This window comes from Streptomyces venezuelae (assembly GCF_008642275.1).
GTDB classification, from domain to species: Bacteria; Actinomycetota; Actinomycetes; order Streptomycetales; family Streptomycetaceae; genus Streptomyces; species Streptomyces venezuelae_E.
This window is the reverse complement of record NZ_CP029189.1, coordinates 6936294-6951103: the sequence shown is the minus strand read 5'-3', so window position 1 is coordinate 6951103 and position 14810 is coordinate 6936294. Positions and strand designations below refer to the sequence as shown.

Below are 14810 nucleotides of genomic sequence, written 5' to 3'. Positions count from 1 at the left end.
GTGCCCTGCCCCGGCCTGACCCGACCCGGACCCGAACCTTGTCTTCCGAAGTTCTCCCTCTCACCGTCAAATTCCCCCACCGGTCCCGGCGCGGCATCCTGCTGGGCCTCAGCCTCCCGCAGCTCGCTCTCGTCTCCTCGGCCCTCGCGCTCCTCCTGGTCACCGTGGTGACCTCCGGCCTGATGGGCGCCGTCGTCCTGGCCCCCCTGTGGATCACCACCGCCGTCTTGGTCGGAGTACGACGCGAGGGCCGGTCGCTGATCGACTGGGCGCCGCTCGTCGCCCGCTACGCCCAGCGCCGCCGGAGTGGGCAGACGGTGTGGCGGGCCCGGCCGGTCTCCCGGCCGCGGGTCGAAGGGCTGCTCCACCTGCCCGGAACGACCGCGTCGCTGCGGGTGGCCACCTCCGCGTCAGGCGCCGCCGCCGTCCACGACCCCCACCGGCAGACCCTGACCGCCGTCGCCAAGGTCAGCTCCCGCGCCTTCGCCCTGCTCGATCCCGCCACCCAGAACGCCAACGTCGGCGCGTGGGGCCGGGCGCTCGCCGGCATCGCCCGCACCGGGCACGTCGCCACCGTCCAGGTCCTGGAGCGCACCGTCCCGGACTCCGGCGACAGCCTCGCCCGGCACTGGGCCGAGCACGGCAACCCCCAGGCACCCGTCGCCGGACAGATCTACTCCGCGCTCGTCGAATCCGCCGGCCCGGCCGCCGCCCCGCACGAGGCATACCTCGCCATCGCCCTGGACCTCAAAGCCGCCAAACGCCTGGTCAGCCAGGCCGGCGGCGGACTCGACGGTGCCTTCACCGTCATGGCGCAGACCACCGCGTCCGTCGCCCAAGCCACCCGCACCGCCGGTCTCACGGTGACCGGCTGGCTGGGCCCGCGGGAGATCGCAGCCGTGCTGCGCACCGCCTACGACCCCGCCTCCACCGCGCGCCTCCAGCAGTGGTCCTCCACCGGCCGGGCCGAGGCCGACCCGGCCGCCGCCGGCCCCGTCGCCCAGGTCGAGGAAACCGACCGGGTGATCACCGACTCCGCCCGGCACACCACCTACTGGATCGAGAACTGGCCCCGGACCGAAACCCACGCCGGATTCCTGCACAACATCATGTTCAGCACCGGTGTGCGGCGCACCTTCTCCCTCATCTACGCCCCGCAGGGGATCGACTCCGCCCTGCGAGATGTCCAGCGCCGCAAGGCCGCGATCATCGCGGACGCCTCCGAACGCCGCCGCCGCGGCCAGGTGGAATCCGAGGCGGACAACGTCGAGTACGCGGACGTCAAGACCCGCGAGAAGCAGCTGATCTCCGGGCACGCGGACGTCGCCCTGACCGGGCTGCTCACCGTCTCCGCCGACACCGACGCCCACTTGGACGCCGCCTGCGCGCAGATCGAAACGGCTGCCGCCGGCGCCCAGGTCGACCTGCGGCGCCTGATCTACCAGCAGACGGACGCCTTCACCGCCGGCGCTCTCCCGCTGGCCCGCAACACCCTCTAACCCGCCCGCCCGCCATCTTGGCGTCCATCCCCCGCGAGAAGCCCTTGTCACCTGACGACCGCAGCGACGCCCTCCCCACGAGCGACGCCCACCCGTATCTGCGGGCGGCCACCGCCGGCCTGCGCCACCACACGCGCACCCTCACCGCACAGACTGCCGCCAGCGAGAGCGCCCGGCCCGCCGACCGGCCTCACCTCGACAGCCTGCACGCCCACCTCACCGCCCTGCACCGGCTGTTGGACCAGATCGCTGAACGCACCCGGCCCGAGCGTCCCGCCTCCGGACGGCACCTGGCCACCGCCCACGCCCGCCTCTGGCAGGCAGCCGACGCCGTCCACACAGCCTTCCACCTGCTGCCCGCACCGGCCCCCGGCGGCAGCGACTGCCACCCCGAGCGACTCCCGGAGGGCCCGCCGGTACTGACCATCTGCCAGCGCCACCTGGCCGCCTCCCACGCCATACGGCGCAAGACCACGGCCGCCGACCTCGCCACCCCGGCGTCCTGAACACCCCGCCCCGGAAACGAGCGAGCACCGTTGTCCCACCGCCGCGCCAGCGCCACCCCCTTGTTCACCCCGCACAACATCGACCGCGCCCAGCGCCGGGCGCTTCGCAAGCAGACGGCCCGAGCCGAAGCCCGCGCCCGCACCGCCGCCGGCGCAGACGCGGCGCAGCAGCCCACCGAGGCCACCTATCCCGATGCCGTCTACCCGCTCGCCGGGCGCCCCGGCCCCGCGTCCGCCCGCGGCAGCCGCCTCAAACTCCCCGCCCACCGGATGACCACCGCCGTCGCCTCGGCCGCGTACCCGTTCCTCGCCGAAGGCGGGCTCGGCGCCGACGGCATCTATATCGGCCGCGACCTGCATGCGGAGGGCAGTTTCACCTTCGACCCGTTCTCCCTGTACGGAAAAGTGGAGGGGTTCACCAACCCCAACCTGTTGCTCGCGGGGGTGATCGGGCAGGGCAAGAGCGCCCTGGCCAAGAGCCTGGCCCTGCGGTCCGTCGCCTTCGGCTACCGGGTGTATGTCCCGTGCGATCCCAAGGGTGAATGGAGCGCGGTGGCCGCCGCCTTGGGCGGGACGTCCATCGCGCTGGGGCCCGGGCTGCCCGGGAGGTTGAATCCTTTGGACGCGGCGCCGAGGCCGGCGTCCGTGCCGGAGGCGGAGTGGGAGGGCGAGGTCCGCAAGCGCCGTCTGCTGCTGCTCGGCTCCCTGGCCCGCACCGTGCTGGGCCGGGACCTTCTGCCCATGGAGCACACCGTGCTCGACGTGGCGCTCGACGCCGCCTCCGCCCGGGCAGCGGCCAGTGGCCGGCCCCCGCTGCTCGGCGACATCGCCCACGCCCTGGCCGACGGGCGCGGCCTCGACCTCGCCGGCGGCCTGCTGGCCGGACGGCTCGGGGAGGCCGCCCGCGACCTCGCCCACGCCATGCGCCGCCTGGTCTTCGGAGACCTGGCCGGGATGTTCGACGCGCCCTCCACCAGCGCCTTCAACCCGTACAGCCCGATGCTGTCCATCGACCTCTCCCGCCTCGGCGGCAGCGACCGACACCGCACTGGTCCTGGCCATGACGTGCGCCTCGGCCTGGATGGAAGCCGCGCTCACCGACCCGTACGGCGGCCGGCGGTGGGTGATCTACGACGAGGCGTGGAGACTGATGAGGCATCCGGCCCTCCTGATGCGCATGCAGGCCCAGTGGAAGCTCTCCCGCGGCCTGGGCATCGCCAACGCCATGGTCATCCACAGGCTGTCCGACCTGCTGACCGCGGGCGACGCCGGCAGCCAAAGCCGCGCGCTGGCCGAGGGGTTGCTCGCCGACTGCAGCACCCGCGTGATCTACCGCCAGGAGACCGACCAGCTGCACGCCGCCGCCGGGCTCCTCGGACTGACCAGCGTCGAAACCGCAGCCCTGTCCCACCTCAGCCGTGGCCGAGGCCTGTGGAAGGTGGCCGGCCGGAGCTTCGTGGTCCAGCACCAGCTGCACCCCGCCGAGCTGCAGCTCTTCGACACAGACGCCCGTATGCATTGAGAAGAAACGTTCAACCAACCCGGGAACCCATGCCCACAGCACGCGCCGACCTGTCCCTGTTCGCCTCCGCGCTCGCCACCCGTCTCCCCGGGCAGTGGACAAGCGAATACCAGCAGCATCCCACCTACCCAGACCAGTTCGCCACCATCGAACGTCTCTGGAACCGCGGCCACGTCGAGTACATCGTCAGCCAGTACGTCCTGGGCCACGAGGCCGTACTCCACGGCCCGGACGGCCAGCACCTCTACGTCACCGACCGGCCGCTGCGGCCCGGTCAGTTCGTCGTCGCCCCGCTCGGCCCCGACATCGAGCCGCACCACTTCGTGGGCGTCGAGGAACCCAACGGAATCGCGGTCCCCAACGATCCCGTCCGGGCTGCCGCCCACATCGCGCGGCGGCTGCTGCCCCGCTACGAAGCCGCCCGCGACGCGGTGCGCCGCAGCCTCGTCAACCATCCCGAGTCCCCGCACCGCAAGGCCCCGCCACAGGTCGACCGAACCCTCACCCTGACCTGGTACGAGGACGGAGCGCTCGGAGCGCCGTACAAGGACGTCCCGGAGGAAGCCAGGGAAACCCTGTACGTCCACGGATTCCAGTACCTGCCCCACCAGGCCGCGTTCCTCCTCCCCGCCTCCTACGGCGAGGCCGACCGCGCCGTACGCATCCAGGCCGTCGCCCTCCGGCTCGTCGCGCACGGGATCGGCGTGAACCTGCGCCACGCCACGCCCACCGTCACGCTCCCGCCTCGCCCACCGGCCATGGCCCGGCCGGTACCCGCACTGCCCGCAGCGCCTGCCGCCCGCGCCCGCTGACCACCTGCACGAAGGAACCGCCATCAGCACCCGCAGCTTCATCGCCCGCCCCACCGGTACCGGCTACGAAGGCATCCACTGTCATTACGACGGCTCCCCCGACCACCAGCTCCCCCTCCTGCTCGGCGCCGCCCGCTACCGCTTCGGCGGCGACCTCGACGCCCTGCGCCGGCACCTCATCGACGGTCCCCACGACTGGAAGCAGCTCGGCATGGACCTCCTGGACAGGGCCCCCGACAACGTCCTGGAGCGGCTCGACCCCCACGGCGACCTCGGCCCCAGCGCGCCCTTCGACAACGTGTTCAACGTGGACGGCACCCCCGCGGAGCCGATCCCGGTCACCGACGCCAACGCTGATGCCATGGGCCTGGAATGGGGCTACGTCCTGCACGACCACGGCATCGAGGTCATCGCCCTGACCTGGTACGACGCCGGACCCATCGTGCCCTGGGACACCGACCCCCTCTCCCGGATATCCGGCACCCCCTCGCTGTGGGACTCTAACCGGCCCGCGCCCGTCCAGGCCCCCGCCACCCCACTGAAGATCACCAAGCCGCTCGCCCCAGCACCCGCACCCGCCCGACCGCGGATCACCCGCTGAACGCCCCGTCCATGGAACGCACTCCGGAGAAGTCCCTGTCCGCCGCGCAGATCACCGTCGTCATCGCCACCCAACTCCGCCCCGAGCGCCTGCCCTACCTGCAGGAGATGCACGCCAGCCTCACCCGGCAGACCGTGCCCTGGGAGGCAGTCCTCGTCCTCGACGGCGCCGACCCCGCCCTCGTGCCGGCCCCGGTCACCGCCGACCCCCGGGTCCGGGTCCTCGCCCTGCCCCGGCCGGTCGGCGCCGCCTGCGCCCGCAACCTCGGCCTGAACGAGGTCCGCACCGAATTCGTGAACTGGGCCGACGACGATGACGTCTTCCCCGACTGGAGCCTGGGCGTACGCCTGGAGACCTTCACCGACGAGCTCGGGTGGGTCGCCGGATACAGCGAGGACTGGCTGCCCGACGGCTCCCGCCGTCTGTGGGAATGCCCGGCCCCGCCCGGCTACCACGCCGCCGGCGACGTGGTGACGTACTGGCCCCGGCCGCACGACACCATCCCCGTCGGGCCGACGACCATCCTGGCCCGCACCCGCTTGGTCCGCGCGGCCGGCGGCATGGGCGGCCTCGTTCAGGGCGAGGACTACATGGCGACCGTCGGCGTCACCGCGCTGGCCCCCGGCGTGCTGCTCCCGCTGCCCGTCTACCGGTACCGCAAGCACGCTGGGCAGATGACCCGCGGCGAGCAGTACGAGGAGCTGGAGCTGGCCGCCCGCCGCCATGCCCACGCGTTCGGGCACGGCCTGCGCAACGCCCTCACCAGCCGGACGTGAGCATGGACGACCGCACAACACCCCGTTCCAAGGGCCAGGCACAGATCATCCTCGCCGTCAGCCCGGCCGACGGCCTGGTCGCCGTCCCCGTGGGCGAGCAGTACCCCTGGGCCAACACCGCACTTCAGCTCACGCCCGGATTCGAGCAACGCCCCGACGGCACGTACGCCCTGCGCGACGTCGACACCGCCGCACCCATCCTGCGCGCCCTCGCAGACACCGCACGCCGGCACCGCGTCCACCTCTTCGGCGGCCCCCGCACCTACCTCGGCGACTATGCCGCCGCGCTCGCCGACGGCCTGCCCGGGCAGTGGACGGTGAAGGTCGAGGTCTACGCACACCCGGTGTGGCAGGAAGACCTCGTCCCCCTCCTGTGGGACGCGGGCGAACTCATCGACTGCGTGGAGCACATCCGCATCCCGTACGCCGCCCAGCTCACCAACGGCGCAGGCATCGAACTCCTCCTGGCCGAACGGCCCGGCAGCACCGACGAATACCTGCTCGGCTCTTTCACCAGCGCCACCTTCGACGACAACTACGCCGACCCGCACACCCCCACCTCGATCGTGCTGCCCTCCGACGCGGCCCATGCCGCCGGCCTGGTCATCGGCACGTTCCTGCCCGCGTACGAACAGGCTGTCCACGAACGGCTGCTGGCCGCCGTCGAAGCGGCACACGGAAGGCTCGAGGAACTCCACACGACATGGACGGCGATCCAGCACTCCGGCCGCTACAGCGACGGCACCCGCCTGGACCCGGCCACGCTCGGACACACCCAGCAGCAGTACCTCGAAGAGGGCTCCGTGGAGTGGCGCCGCCTGTGTCCCCACGCCGCTGCGCTCCTCTCCCGTATGCGCTCCGTGGCGGACGCCGAGGACTCCGCCTCCCTGGACCGGCTCCACCAGCTCCTTCATCCGGACGCGGCGTCCTCCACGTGGCCGGCGCCAGGGTCCTCGCCTGCCGCCCTGCCGCCCAGCACGGCCGAGGCCCTCCGCCGATGGCGGACCGACGCACCGGCCCTGCTGCGGCAAGCCCGCGCCACCCGCCCCGTCGGCCCTGCGACCACGGCCCGGCCTGCGATTCCCGCCGTCGGCAAAGCCCCGCCATCCGCCCTCGAGCGGGCGCCCCGCAGCCGATGACCTCTCCCGACCACCAGGGCACCCATGCAACCTCACTTCCACTTCGGGCTGCACCCCGAGCACGGGGTGGTCGCCCGTGCTACCGCGGCCATCACGCCCCACCTAGCCGACTGGTACCTCCAGCACGAGCAGTTCGAGCCCGTCCCCGGCCGACCGGACCTGTACCGGCTCGCCCGTCCCGACCAGGACCTGCGGCGCCGGGCCCGGCAGACCGTCCACGATCTCCGCCGCCATGGCTTCACCGTGCACGCGGACCTCTCCCTCGACCCGGCCGTCACCGCAGCGCCTCCCCGCCCGGCCCAGACCAACTGCCTGGCCGAACGGCGCGCTCGCATTGCCCAAGCGGCCTCTGCCCGGTCACCGCAGCACCGCGCGGGCGCCGGCCCCCAGGTCACCGCCCCTGCAATGCCCGCCGCCGTCACCCGTTCCTCGGCCGTCGCACGGACACGGTGACCATGACCGACACCCCCATCCGCATCAGCGAGGACAGACCCGAAGCAGTCGCTGCCAGCGCCCTCCTCCAGGACCGGTTCATAGAGGCAGCCTGGGAGCTGCGCTGGGCCCACGAGGCGTACGAGCGCCCGGCACCTCTACGGGCCCGAGTCCGGCCCGGTGACCATCCCAGGCGCTTCGTCGACGGCACCGACTTGACCCGGCTTCCGCACAAGTCGCTGTCCGCCCGACATCCCCGTCACCTGCCCGGTACCCGCGCCCGCTGCCGGGTCTGAAACACCCCGACCGATCCCCCTTTCCCCTATTGCAAGGAGTTCTTCATGGCCATCCCCACGTCTTTCGAGATCGTCCACAGCTGTGGACACAGCAACACCCTTGATCTGTCTAGCCGTTCGGCGGATCAGCGCGCCGGGTACGCCCGCTGGCTCGCCACCCGGCAGTGCACCGACTGCTGGCGGGCCGATCACCAGGCGGACGCCGCCAGCACGGCCGAGTGGCTGGCCGCCAAGCGCGCAGACGAACAGGCCGCCGCTGCGGACTGGGCAACCCAGTTCGACATGCCGCCCCTGGAAGGGCCCGAAAAGATCCTAGGCTGGGCCGAGCACACCCGCCACCAGCTGGTGACCCGCGCCTACACCGCGCTGGTCACCGAAGGCACCTGGGACGAAGCCGAATGGGCCCAACTGGAGGAGCAGGTCCGGCTGCTGACGAGGGCAGGGTGGTGGGTCGACCAGCGCGAGGCCGAGGGGACCGATCTGCCCGAGCTACTGGAGGCCGCCGACGACGGCGACCAGCCCACGGAGAACCCGTTCCGGTAGGCGCGCGGCGCGCAATATAGCGGCGAATCCCCGGTTTCGGAAACCGGGGATTCGCCGGACCCTTTGTCTTCCACCGCCGCCCAGCGCCTTCGTGGAGGACCCTCCGTGCCCGAGACCCGCCCCGTGTACCTGCCGCCCGACCCGCTCACCCCGGAGCGGGACATCACCCACCATCACTTCCGCCCCGGCGAGCACGTCGTGATCCTCAAGGGCGCCGCCGGTGGAGAGCTGTGGGGCGACGCGATGAAGGTCGTGGCCGACTCGTGGCACACCCCGACCGACGAGGACGGGTGGCGGCTGCTCGACCCCAACGGCGGCGACCGCTCCTACATCACGGCCCACCCCCGCTACCTGGTGCACCTGTCCAAGCGGTGCCCAGAGTGTCTGATGCACCAGAAAGCGCTGCGGGAGTACCTGGTCAAGCGCCTCGGGGACGGCGAGGAGGCCGTGGACTGCCGCTGGTACTCCCTGACCGCCCACGCCCAGCTCCTCCACGTCGCCGACGCCCGGCCCGGGCGCTGACCACGGCCATACCGCCGCCCCGAAGGCGCGGGCCTCTGCCATCCCCTCGAAATGCAATCCCCGAGCGAGACCATGATCATTGCAATCCACTCCCGTGACGTGACCGCCGAGGAAGCCCTCGCCGAGGCGCTCGGACGGGAGATCAGCATGGCCGAGGGCCTGACCACCGAGCCCGGCGGCACGGTGGTGGCCCACTCGAACAGGCTGGACCACTACACCGACGCGGGCGAGACCTGGAGCTCGGCAACGTGGGCCGACCATCTCGCCGACCCGTCGCTGGAGCACCCGCTCGCCTCCGGGCCCGACGGCGACCGGCGCGCAATCCTCCACGTCACCGCGCACATGCATCCGCTGGACCGGGAGCTGAGCCACGCCGAGTGGTCCGAGATCGGATACCGGATCGCCCGTGTCGCCGGTATAGCGCCACCCGGAGACGACCAGGCATGCCAGTGGATCGCGGTCCAGGCCCAGCCCGGCCGCTTGGACGTGATTGCCAACCTCATCCGCCTCGACGGCACCTGGAGTGCCCCGCCCCGACGCCTCCTGCAGACCCTGGTCGCCGAGGCACGGAAAATCGAGGCCGACCTCCTCCTGCATTCCAGCCACCGGCAGGACTCCGCACGCCAGGACCCGATGACCGGCCTGGAGCACGTAGTCGCCCCGCGGGTGCCGACCGCGACCGGCCCTCTCGCGGGAATCCTGCGGCAGCTCGCCGCCGAGCAGTCCGGCCCGATCGCCGCCGTGCGACAGCTCGTGGAGGAGGTCGGCCGGCAGGCCGCCTCGCTGCCCGGCGACCAAACCGACGCCGCCGCACGGGACTTGTTCTGGGCGGCCCGTCGCCTGTACGGGCTGCAGGAGCAGCTGGGCGAGATCGCCTCCCGACTCCAGCCTCCCGCGCCTCCGGCCGCCCTTGCGCCGGCCCGGCCGGTACAGGCGCCTGCCGCATCGCGGGTGGCGGCCCGGTGAACGAGCCGGCCACCCCGCGCAAGGCACCGCCCGTCACGGTCGCCCGGGAGATCGACACCGGCCGGATCGTCGCCCGCGGCGGTGACGGGCTGGCCCACGGCATCCCGGAACGCACCTTCTTCCTCCGCGAGGTTCACGCCGCTACCTGGCATCGGATGTCGCCGACCGTTCTGCCGGCGGACCAGGCCACAGTGGCCCAGCTCGCCGTCGCCCGGCTCCAAGCCGCGGGGTACCGGGTCGAGGCCGACGCCGAATGCGCGACGGCGACGACACAGGACCGCTACGTCACGGACGGCCGGTCCATCGCCAACCTCGCCGCCGCCATCCGCGAGGCGGCCAGCCCGGCCGAAGTGTCCGACCGGCTGGAGGAGGTGACCGCCGCGCACGACGGCATCCTCGCCGCCCTGGACCAGGTCCTCCACTCCCTTGCCGCCGTCTACGACGGCCTCGACGGACCTGCGGACCGGCACGTCGCGGCCCGCATGCGCTACCTGGCCGAGCACCGGCTCGGGCCCATCACCGCCGACTGCTCCATACCCGCGCAGAACTCGCCGACCGCACCACGGCCCCAGCCCGGCCGGGCACGTCACTGCCCGCCGGACCACCGGCCGCACCAGCCCCTACCGCCTCCGGACGGACCCGATGACCCCCGCCCCATGTTCGAGGAGCCCATGCCCGCCCCCCGCGCCCTGCCCGACGACGACAGCCGAGACGTGGAGTCGTTCGCCACCATCCTCTCTGAGGAACTCCCCGGGAACTGGACCGTGCACCACCACCAACACCAGCAGCGCGAAGACCAGTTCCTCCATGCCGAAGACGTCTGGGACCTCAACGAAGTGGCCGCCGCCCTCGCCGAGTACACCCTGGGCGCAGACGCCCACCTCACCTGCGACGACGGCACCCGCCTGTACGTCACCCTCCATCCCCGGCACGAGGAGGAGTTCCTCGCGGCCGCCATGGCTCCGTCCGGCGTCGCCCCGGAGGCGTTCACCGGGGTCCGCGAACCCGACGGGATCGCCGTGCCTGCCGATCCCGAGCGCGCCGCCCGCGTCATCACCGCCGACCTGCTGCCTCGCTACGACATCGCGCTCGCCCAGGTCCGGCACAACGCGATGAACCCCACACAGCCTCTCCCCGCCCCCGATGCTCAGCCGCAGCAGGTGGTGATGACCTGGCTCGAGGACGGATCCCTCGCCGCCGTCACCACCGCCCGGCCCGCAGCCGAGGCCCTGGTCTCCGAAGGGTTCGCGTGGGACACCGCATCAAGCGCGTACGTGCTCTCCGGGGACGACACCCGCACCCAGGCCCACGCCGTCCAAGCGGCCGGCGCCCGCCTCGCACGCCTCGGCATCGGCACCGTGCTGCGAGCCGCCGCCCGCCCTGCCGCGGAGGCCACGCTGCCCACTCCGCCGCCCGGCGCCCGGACCACCGCCCGCGCCCGGTGACCCATACCCTCCGGCACCGCCCCACCCACGCCAAGCCAACCGCCGACAGCACCGGCAACCGGCCACGCGTCCCACCGCTCAACGCCGCCAGCCGCCCGCGGCTCGCCCGTTTCCTGCTGCGCCGCTACCTGCGCTCCGCCGTCGTCAAAGCCGCAGGCCCCGACCGGCCCCAACTCGCACCGCCGACGTGCGCCGAGCGGCCGGCCGCCCCCACCCATCGCCACACCCGCTGACCACCGTCGGGGGTACGGCACAGCCCCCTGGACCGCCCATGACCCCACCCGCGACCACGCTCACCGACAGCATCACCCACCAGCTCGACCAGCTCTCCGCACACCTGTCCCAGGCCGGGCCCCAGCAGGCCGCGCAGATCCTCCAGCAGGTCCTGGACGCCGAGAACGGCATCCTCGGCAGGCTGACAGCCCTGGTCGGCACCGGCACCTACGTCACCAAGCACCACGCCCAGAGCGGCGTCTTTCCCGCGGAGATGTGGCTGGCGCTCGGGCGTACCGCCAACACCCTGCACGACCTCGGCCTCGACCTGGACGAACACCAGGAAGTGTTCGAGGAGATCGCCTCACGCCGCTCCCTGACCACGTCCTCTCCGGCGGCCACGCAGGCCACCGCCCTGGTGGCGCGGGGGAGGCGCCGTTGAGCAAGAGACAGCAGTGGACCGGCTGGGCCCAGGCTCAGCAGGCGCAGCAGCACTACCTGGTCGAGCCCCGCTACCTGGCCGGCGGTGGAGACCTGCGCCACGTCACCGAGTTCCTGCGCGCGTCGGGGTGGAAGGACATCACCCGCAGCTCCGGCACGATGCTCGCCTTCGACTCGTCCGACCAAATGGTGCGCGTCGCCTATCAGGCGCCGGGCGGCTGGCAGGTCCACGGGGCCGCGCACGGACATCAGCCGGCCTGGCAGGTCACCCTGACCCCGCAGACCCCGGTGGAGATCGTGGCGGGCCTGACCGATGCTCTGACCAAGCCGCGTTCGGCGCACGCCCCGAACGTGTGGGCGCCGCTCACCGAGAAGTCGTGGAGCATGCAGCAGGACGACTACTTCGTCGCCCAGAGCCCCGACCGGCATGCCGTCGTGCAGTACGTCCAACCCGGCGGTGACGGCAGCCAGAACCACTGGTGGGTCGGCGCCCGCAACGAGCACGGACCTGTGTGGAACGCGCAGGCCACCGCGAGCACCCCGCTGCACCTGGTGCAGTCCCTGACCACGGCCCTGGCCGACCCGGAGCCGGTGATGCGCCCGCTCGGGCACGTCCCGCTCAGCAACCGCATCCGCGTCACCTCCGTGTCCGTCATGCCCGACCAGCTCGGCGCCTGGCAGCAGGCCCGCATCTCCGCCGCCCGCGCCGCAGCCTGGAGCCACAACTGGGTCTCCTCCCGCGCCCGCACCGGCTCCAAGGCGTCCGGCTACGCAAGGACCCGATGAATCCGCCCTGCTCCCTCCCCGCCGTCCCTCTCCCGCGCCCTGGGCCCGTCGTTCACCACGCCTCACGACGTCTTCGCGGTCACGGCCCGGCACGCCAGCGCCGCTGAACCGCCCTCATTTCCCCGGAGCTTTCGATGACTGACGGACACATCACCCGGCTGACCGCCGAGGACGTCCGTGCCTCCGCACACACCCTGCACCTCTTGACCGCCTACCTGCGGACCGGCCCGCACGTGACCGAGGCGCTCTCCTTGATCGCGGCGCTCGTTGACGCGGACACCGGCACCGCGGTCCGCCTCGGCGAAGCCCTGCGGGGCATCGCCCGCTACCTCGCCCAGGAGACCACCGTCCCTCGCACCGACACCGTCGAGGCGACTCTGGGCGAATACGTCGAGGCCGCATCCGTTCTGCAGGACCTGCGCCTGCTCGCCCTCACCCTTGACCCCCTGCGCACCGCGCCCGTCCGTACGAGCCCCGCTGAGACGGCCCCGTGGCAGTAAGCCCCGCCCAGCGGGCCTCGTACGCCAACGACCACCACACGAAGATCCCTTTCGAGACAGCGCCCCGCCACCTCGCGGGGCCCGGGGACCCTCGCCACGTCACCCACGCCCTGCTCGCCGCCGGATGGACCCTCACCTCCGCCCCTGGCGACCCCCGGATTGCCCTGGCCGGTCCCGACGAGGCCCGGCACCAGATGGTGATCGACCCGTTTGCCTCCGGCTCCTGGTGGCGGATCCACTCCGTCGCCTGGACGTGGAACGCCTCCTTCGGCCGGATGGTCCCGGCGGAGATCATCGCCGGATTCACTGACCGCCTCTTCGGCGGCCCGCGCCGAGGCGACACCGGGCCGTGGGAGCACATGCGGAAGGCGGGGTGGAGCGTAGACCTCCGCCGGGACGGAACCGGCGAGGCCATCTCGCCCGACCCGAGGCTGCCGATCCGGGCCGAACTGCGCCCCATCTTCAACGACTCACCCGACCACCTCGCGTGGCTCATCGAGGCCAAGCCCGAGCACAGCGGTCCCCCGATCTGGCAGATCTGGATCAGCGGCCCGGTCCCGGACCACCTCATGGCCGGCCTGGCCGAGCAGCTCGTCTCCACCGCCCCCGTCCTGCGCGGCATGCACGACCTCGACCACCACGCCGCCCGGCAGGAGAACAGCCCGCTCACCCCGGAGCAGGCGGTCGAAGCCCACTTCTCCCGCATCGACGCCGCCCGGGCCCGGGCCCGCACCCAGCGCCGCACCCGCCTCACCACCCGCCTGCCGGCACCGGCCGCCGCCCCAGCAAGCCCGGCACCCTCCCGCGCATCCCGCCCCTGAACCCTCGTAAAGGCCCGCCCGTGCCCCAATCCGTCCCCTCCGGCCGCGCCGCCGTCCCCGGTCACCAGGAGATAGCCGCCCGTCTTCCCGTCTTCCGCTCCGCACGGGTCGGCCTGTTTGCCACGCACGCCGACCACCTCGAACTCGCCGTCGCACGCCGTACGGTCACCGCGAACCACATCACCCTCTCCGTCACGGAAGGCGCACAGCGGTGAGCGGGCCCGAGAAGCCGCCGGTGCTGGCCCAGGTCGCTCCCCGCTACATGGCCGGCGGCGGGGATCCCCGGTGGGTGACCGCCCCGCTGCAGAAGGCATTCCGCTGGCAGCCGGCCCACATCCCCCTGAGCCTGGCCGTACGGCTCACCCGCCGCGACCGCCAAGCCGAACTGCTGCTGTCACCGGACCCGGACGACCACTGGTGGACCCTGCACCACACCGGGAGCAGCACCGAGAAGGCGTGGACCATGCGCTTCGGCGCCCGGACCCCGGCCGAGATCGTCGCCGCGGCCACCGACGCCCTCACCACCGGCCCGGCGGACAGCATGGCCGATCCGATGCAGGTCCTGGAGCACACCGGGTGGAAGCACCCCGTACGGGACCACCAGATCTCCTCGCCCGACGGATTCGTCGCCGTCTCCCAGCACCCGGTCGGCGCGATGAACATCGAGGTCACGGCCCACGACGGCCCCTGGGCCTCCGAGCCCACCGCCCGTCCGGCCTGGCGGGCGTACTTCTCCGACCACACCCCGCCCCACCTGACCGCCGCCGTCCTCGCCGGCATGGTCTCCACTGAGCCGCTGCTGCGTGACGAGAAGGCGATGGTCCCCTTCCTGCGCTACAGCGTTCGCATCGCCCGCGACCGCGTTCCCGCACATCAGGCCGAGTACGCCCTGTGGGACCGGGTCGACCGCCTCGCCGCCCACCGCACCGGCACGCCGCTGCCGCCGCAGCCGCCCGGAGGGTCGCTGCCCCGCCGCACTCGCTGACCCTC

At 72.7% G+C, this 14810-nt stretch carries 19 protein-coding genes and 1 pseudogene; all 20 read left to right on the top strand.

Features of this window, described 5'->3' with window-relative positions; genetic code table 11:
* Nucleotides 1–38: 38 nt before the first annotated feature.
* The 20 genes and pseudogenes from DEJ51_RS30840 (at nucleotide 39) to DEJ51_RS30745 (ending at nucleotide 14805) form a co-directional block, all read left to right on the top strand.
* Entirely contained in the window at nucleotides 39–1499 is a 1461-nt protein-coding gene (locus tag DEJ51_RS30840; RefSeq protein ID WP_150260917.1) for an SCO6880 family protein, read from the top strand.
* Between the two features lie 44 nt (nucleotides 1500–1543).
* The gene (locus DEJ51_RS30835; protein WP_150260916.1) at nucleotides 1544–2005 is read left to right on the top strand and encodes a DUF6238 family protein; all 462 of its coding nucleotides are present in this window, start codon (nucleotides 1544–1546) and stop codon (nucleotides 2003–2005) included.
* 30 nt (nucleotides 2006–2035) lie between these two features.
* A pseudogene (locus DEJ51_RS30830) lies at nucleotides 2036–3527 on the top strand (ATP-binding protein).
* A 29-nt stretch (nucleotides 3528–3556) separates the two neighbouring features.
* Nucleotides 3557–4339 carry a hypothetical protein gene (locus DEJ51_RS30825; protein ID WP_150260915.1) on the top strand — a complete coding sequence of 261 codons (783 nt, stop codon included), beginning with the start codon at nucleotides 3557–3559 and terminating at the stop codon, nucleotides 4337–4339.
* Nucleotides 4340–4550: 211 nt separating this feature from the next.
* Nucleotides 4551–4940: a hypothetical protein gene (locus tag DEJ51_RS30820; protein ID WP_190620767.1), complete on the top strand. Its 390-nt coding sequence runs from the start codon at nucleotides 4551–4553 to the stop codon at nucleotides 4938–4940.
* An 11-nt stretch (nucleotides 4941–4951) separates the two neighbouring features.
* Nucleotides 4952–5716: a glycosyltransferase family 2 protein gene (locus tag DEJ51_RS30815; protein WP_150260914.1), complete on the top strand. Its 765-nt coding sequence runs from the start codon at nucleotides 4952–4954 to the stop codon at nucleotides 5714–5716.
* A gap of 2 nt (nucleotides 5717–5718) precedes the next feature.
* Nucleotides 5719–6855: a hypothetical protein gene (locus DEJ51_RS30810; protein WP_150260913.1), complete on the top strand. Its 1137-nt coding sequence runs from the start codon at nucleotides 5719–5721 to the stop codon at nucleotides 6853–6855.
* Nucleotides 6856–6879: 24 nt separating this feature from the next.
* Nucleotides 6880–7308: a hypothetical protein gene (locus DEJ51_RS30805; RefSeq protein WP_150260912.1), complete on the top strand. Its 429-nt coding sequence runs from the start codon at nucleotides 6880–6882 to the stop codon at nucleotides 7306–7308.
* 2 nt (nucleotides 7309–7310) lie between these two features.
* Nucleotides 7311–7583, top strand: coding sequence for a hypothetical protein (locus DEJ51_RS30800; protein WP_150260911.1), 273 nt, complete (start codon nucleotides 7311–7313; stop codon nucleotides 7581–7583).
* A 45-nt stretch (nucleotides 7584–7628) separates the two neighbouring features.
* A complete protein-coding gene (locus tag DEJ51_RS30795) occupies nucleotides 7629–8126 on the top strand; it encodes a hypothetical protein (RefSeq protein ID WP_150260910.1) in 498 nt (165 codons plus the stop codon).
* A 105-nt stretch (nucleotides 8127–8231) separates the two neighbouring features.
* Nucleotides 8232–8648, top strand: a complete 417-nt coding sequence (locus tag DEJ51_RS30790; RefSeq protein WP_150260909.1) for a hypothetical protein — start codon at nucleotides 8232–8234, stop codon at nucleotides 8646–8648.
* A 72-nt stretch (nucleotides 8649–8720) separates the two neighbouring features.
* Complete coding sequence (locus DEJ51_RS30785) at nucleotides 8721–9614, top strand: relaxase/mobilization nuclease (protein ID WP_150260908.1); 894 nt, start codon at nucleotides 8721–8723, stop codon at nucleotides 9612–9614.
* Complete coding sequence (locus DEJ51_RS30780) at nucleotides 9611–11059, top strand: hypothetical protein (protein WP_150260907.1); 1449 nt, start codon at nucleotides 9611–9613, stop codon at nucleotides 11057–11059. Before DEJ51_RS30785 ends, DEJ51_RS30780 begins: the two co-directional genes overlap by 4 nt.
* On the top strand, nucleotides 11056–11292 hold the full coding sequence (locus tag DEJ51_RS30775; RefSeq protein WP_150260906.1) for a hypothetical protein: 237 nt from the start codon (nucleotides 11056–11058) through the stop codon (nucleotides 11290–11292). The genes DEJ51_RS30780 and DEJ51_RS30775 overlap by 4 nt, the downstream gene beginning before the upstream one ends.
* Nucleotides 11293–11330: 38 nt before the next feature.
* On the top strand, nucleotides 11331–11714 hold the full coding sequence (locus DEJ51_RS30770) for a hypothetical protein (protein ID WP_150260905.1): 384 nt from the start codon (nucleotides 11331–11333) through the stop codon (nucleotides 11712–11714).
* Nucleotides 11711–12499, top strand: coding sequence for a DUF317 domain-containing protein (locus DEJ51_RS30765; RefSeq protein ID WP_150260904.1), 789 nt, complete (start codon nucleotides 11711–11713; stop codon nucleotides 12497–12499). The genes DEJ51_RS30770 and DEJ51_RS30765 overlap by 4 nt, the downstream gene beginning before the upstream one ends.
* Before the next feature lie 134 nt (nucleotides 12500–12633).
* Nucleotides 12634–12999 carry a hypothetical protein gene (locus DEJ51_RS30760; RefSeq protein WP_150260903.1) on the top strand — a complete coding sequence of 122 codons (366 nt, stop codon included), beginning with the start codon at nucleotides 12634–12636 and terminating at the stop codon, nucleotides 12997–12999.
* Entirely contained in the window at nucleotides 12990–13820 is an 831-nt protein-coding gene (locus DEJ51_RS30755) for a DUF317 domain-containing protein (RefSeq protein WP_150260902.1), read from the top strand. The genes DEJ51_RS30760 and DEJ51_RS30755 overlap by 10 nt, the downstream gene beginning before the upstream one ends.
* Nucleotides 13821–13840: 20 nt before the next feature.
* On the top strand, nucleotides 13841–14035 hold the full coding sequence (locus tag DEJ51_RS30750) for a hypothetical protein (protein ID WP_150260901.1): 195 nt from the start codon (nucleotides 13841–13843) through the stop codon (nucleotides 14033–14035).
* Nucleotides 14032–14805 carry a DUF317 domain-containing protein gene (locus DEJ51_RS30745; protein WP_150260900.1) on the top strand — a complete coding sequence of 258 codons (774 nt, stop codon included), beginning with the start codon at nucleotides 14032–14034 and terminating at the stop codon, nucleotides 14803–14805. Before DEJ51_RS30750 ends, DEJ51_RS30745 begins: the two co-directional genes overlap by 4 nt.
* Nucleotides 14806–14810 lie beyond the last annotated feature (5 nt).

What these genes read in the sequence shown, in the direction of transcription:
- DEJ51_RS30770 (WP_150260905.1), top strand. Translation starts at nt 11,331, where the DNA reads ATGACCCCACCCGCGACCACGCTCACCGACAGCATCACCCACCAGCTC.
- DEJ51_RS30795 (WP_150260910.1), top strand. Translation starts at nt 7,629, where the DNA reads ATGGCCATCCCCACGTCTTTCGAGATCGTCCACAGCTGTGGACACAGC.
- DEJ51_RS30785 (WP_150260908.1), top strand. Translation starts at nt 8,721, where the DNA reads ATGATCATTGCAATCCACTCCCGTGACGTGACCGCCGAGGAAGCCCTC.
- DEJ51_RS30820 (WP_190620767.1), top strand. Translation starts at nt 4,551, where the DNA reads ATGGACCTCCTGGACAGGGCCCCCGACAACGTCCTGGAGCGGCTCGAC.
- DEJ51_RS30825 (WP_150260915.1), top strand. Translation starts at nt 3,557, where the DNA reads ATGCCCACAGCACGCGCCGACCTGTCCCTGTTCGCCTCCGCGCTCGCC.
- DEJ51_RS30815 (WP_150260914.1), top strand. Translation starts at nt 4,952, where the DNA reads ATGGAACGCACTCCGGAGAAGTCCCTGTCCGCCGCGCAGATCACCGTC.
- DEJ51_RS30805 (WP_150260912.1), top strand. Translation starts at nt 6,880, where the DNA reads ATGCAACCTCACTTCCACTTCGGGCTGCACCCCGAGCACGGGGTGGTC.
- DEJ51_RS30760 (WP_150260903.1), top strand. Translation starts at nt 12,634, where the DNA reads ATGACTGACGGACACATCACCCGGCTGACCGCCGAGGACGTCCGTGCC.
- DEJ51_RS30810 (WP_150260913.1), top strand. Translation starts at nt 5,719, where the DNA reads ATGGACGACCGCACAACACCCCGTTCCAAGGGCCAGGCACAGATCATC.
- DEJ51_RS30800 (WP_150260911.1), top strand. Translation starts at nt 7,311, where the DNA reads ATGACCGACACCCCCATCCGCATCAGCGAGGACAGACCCGAAGCAGTC.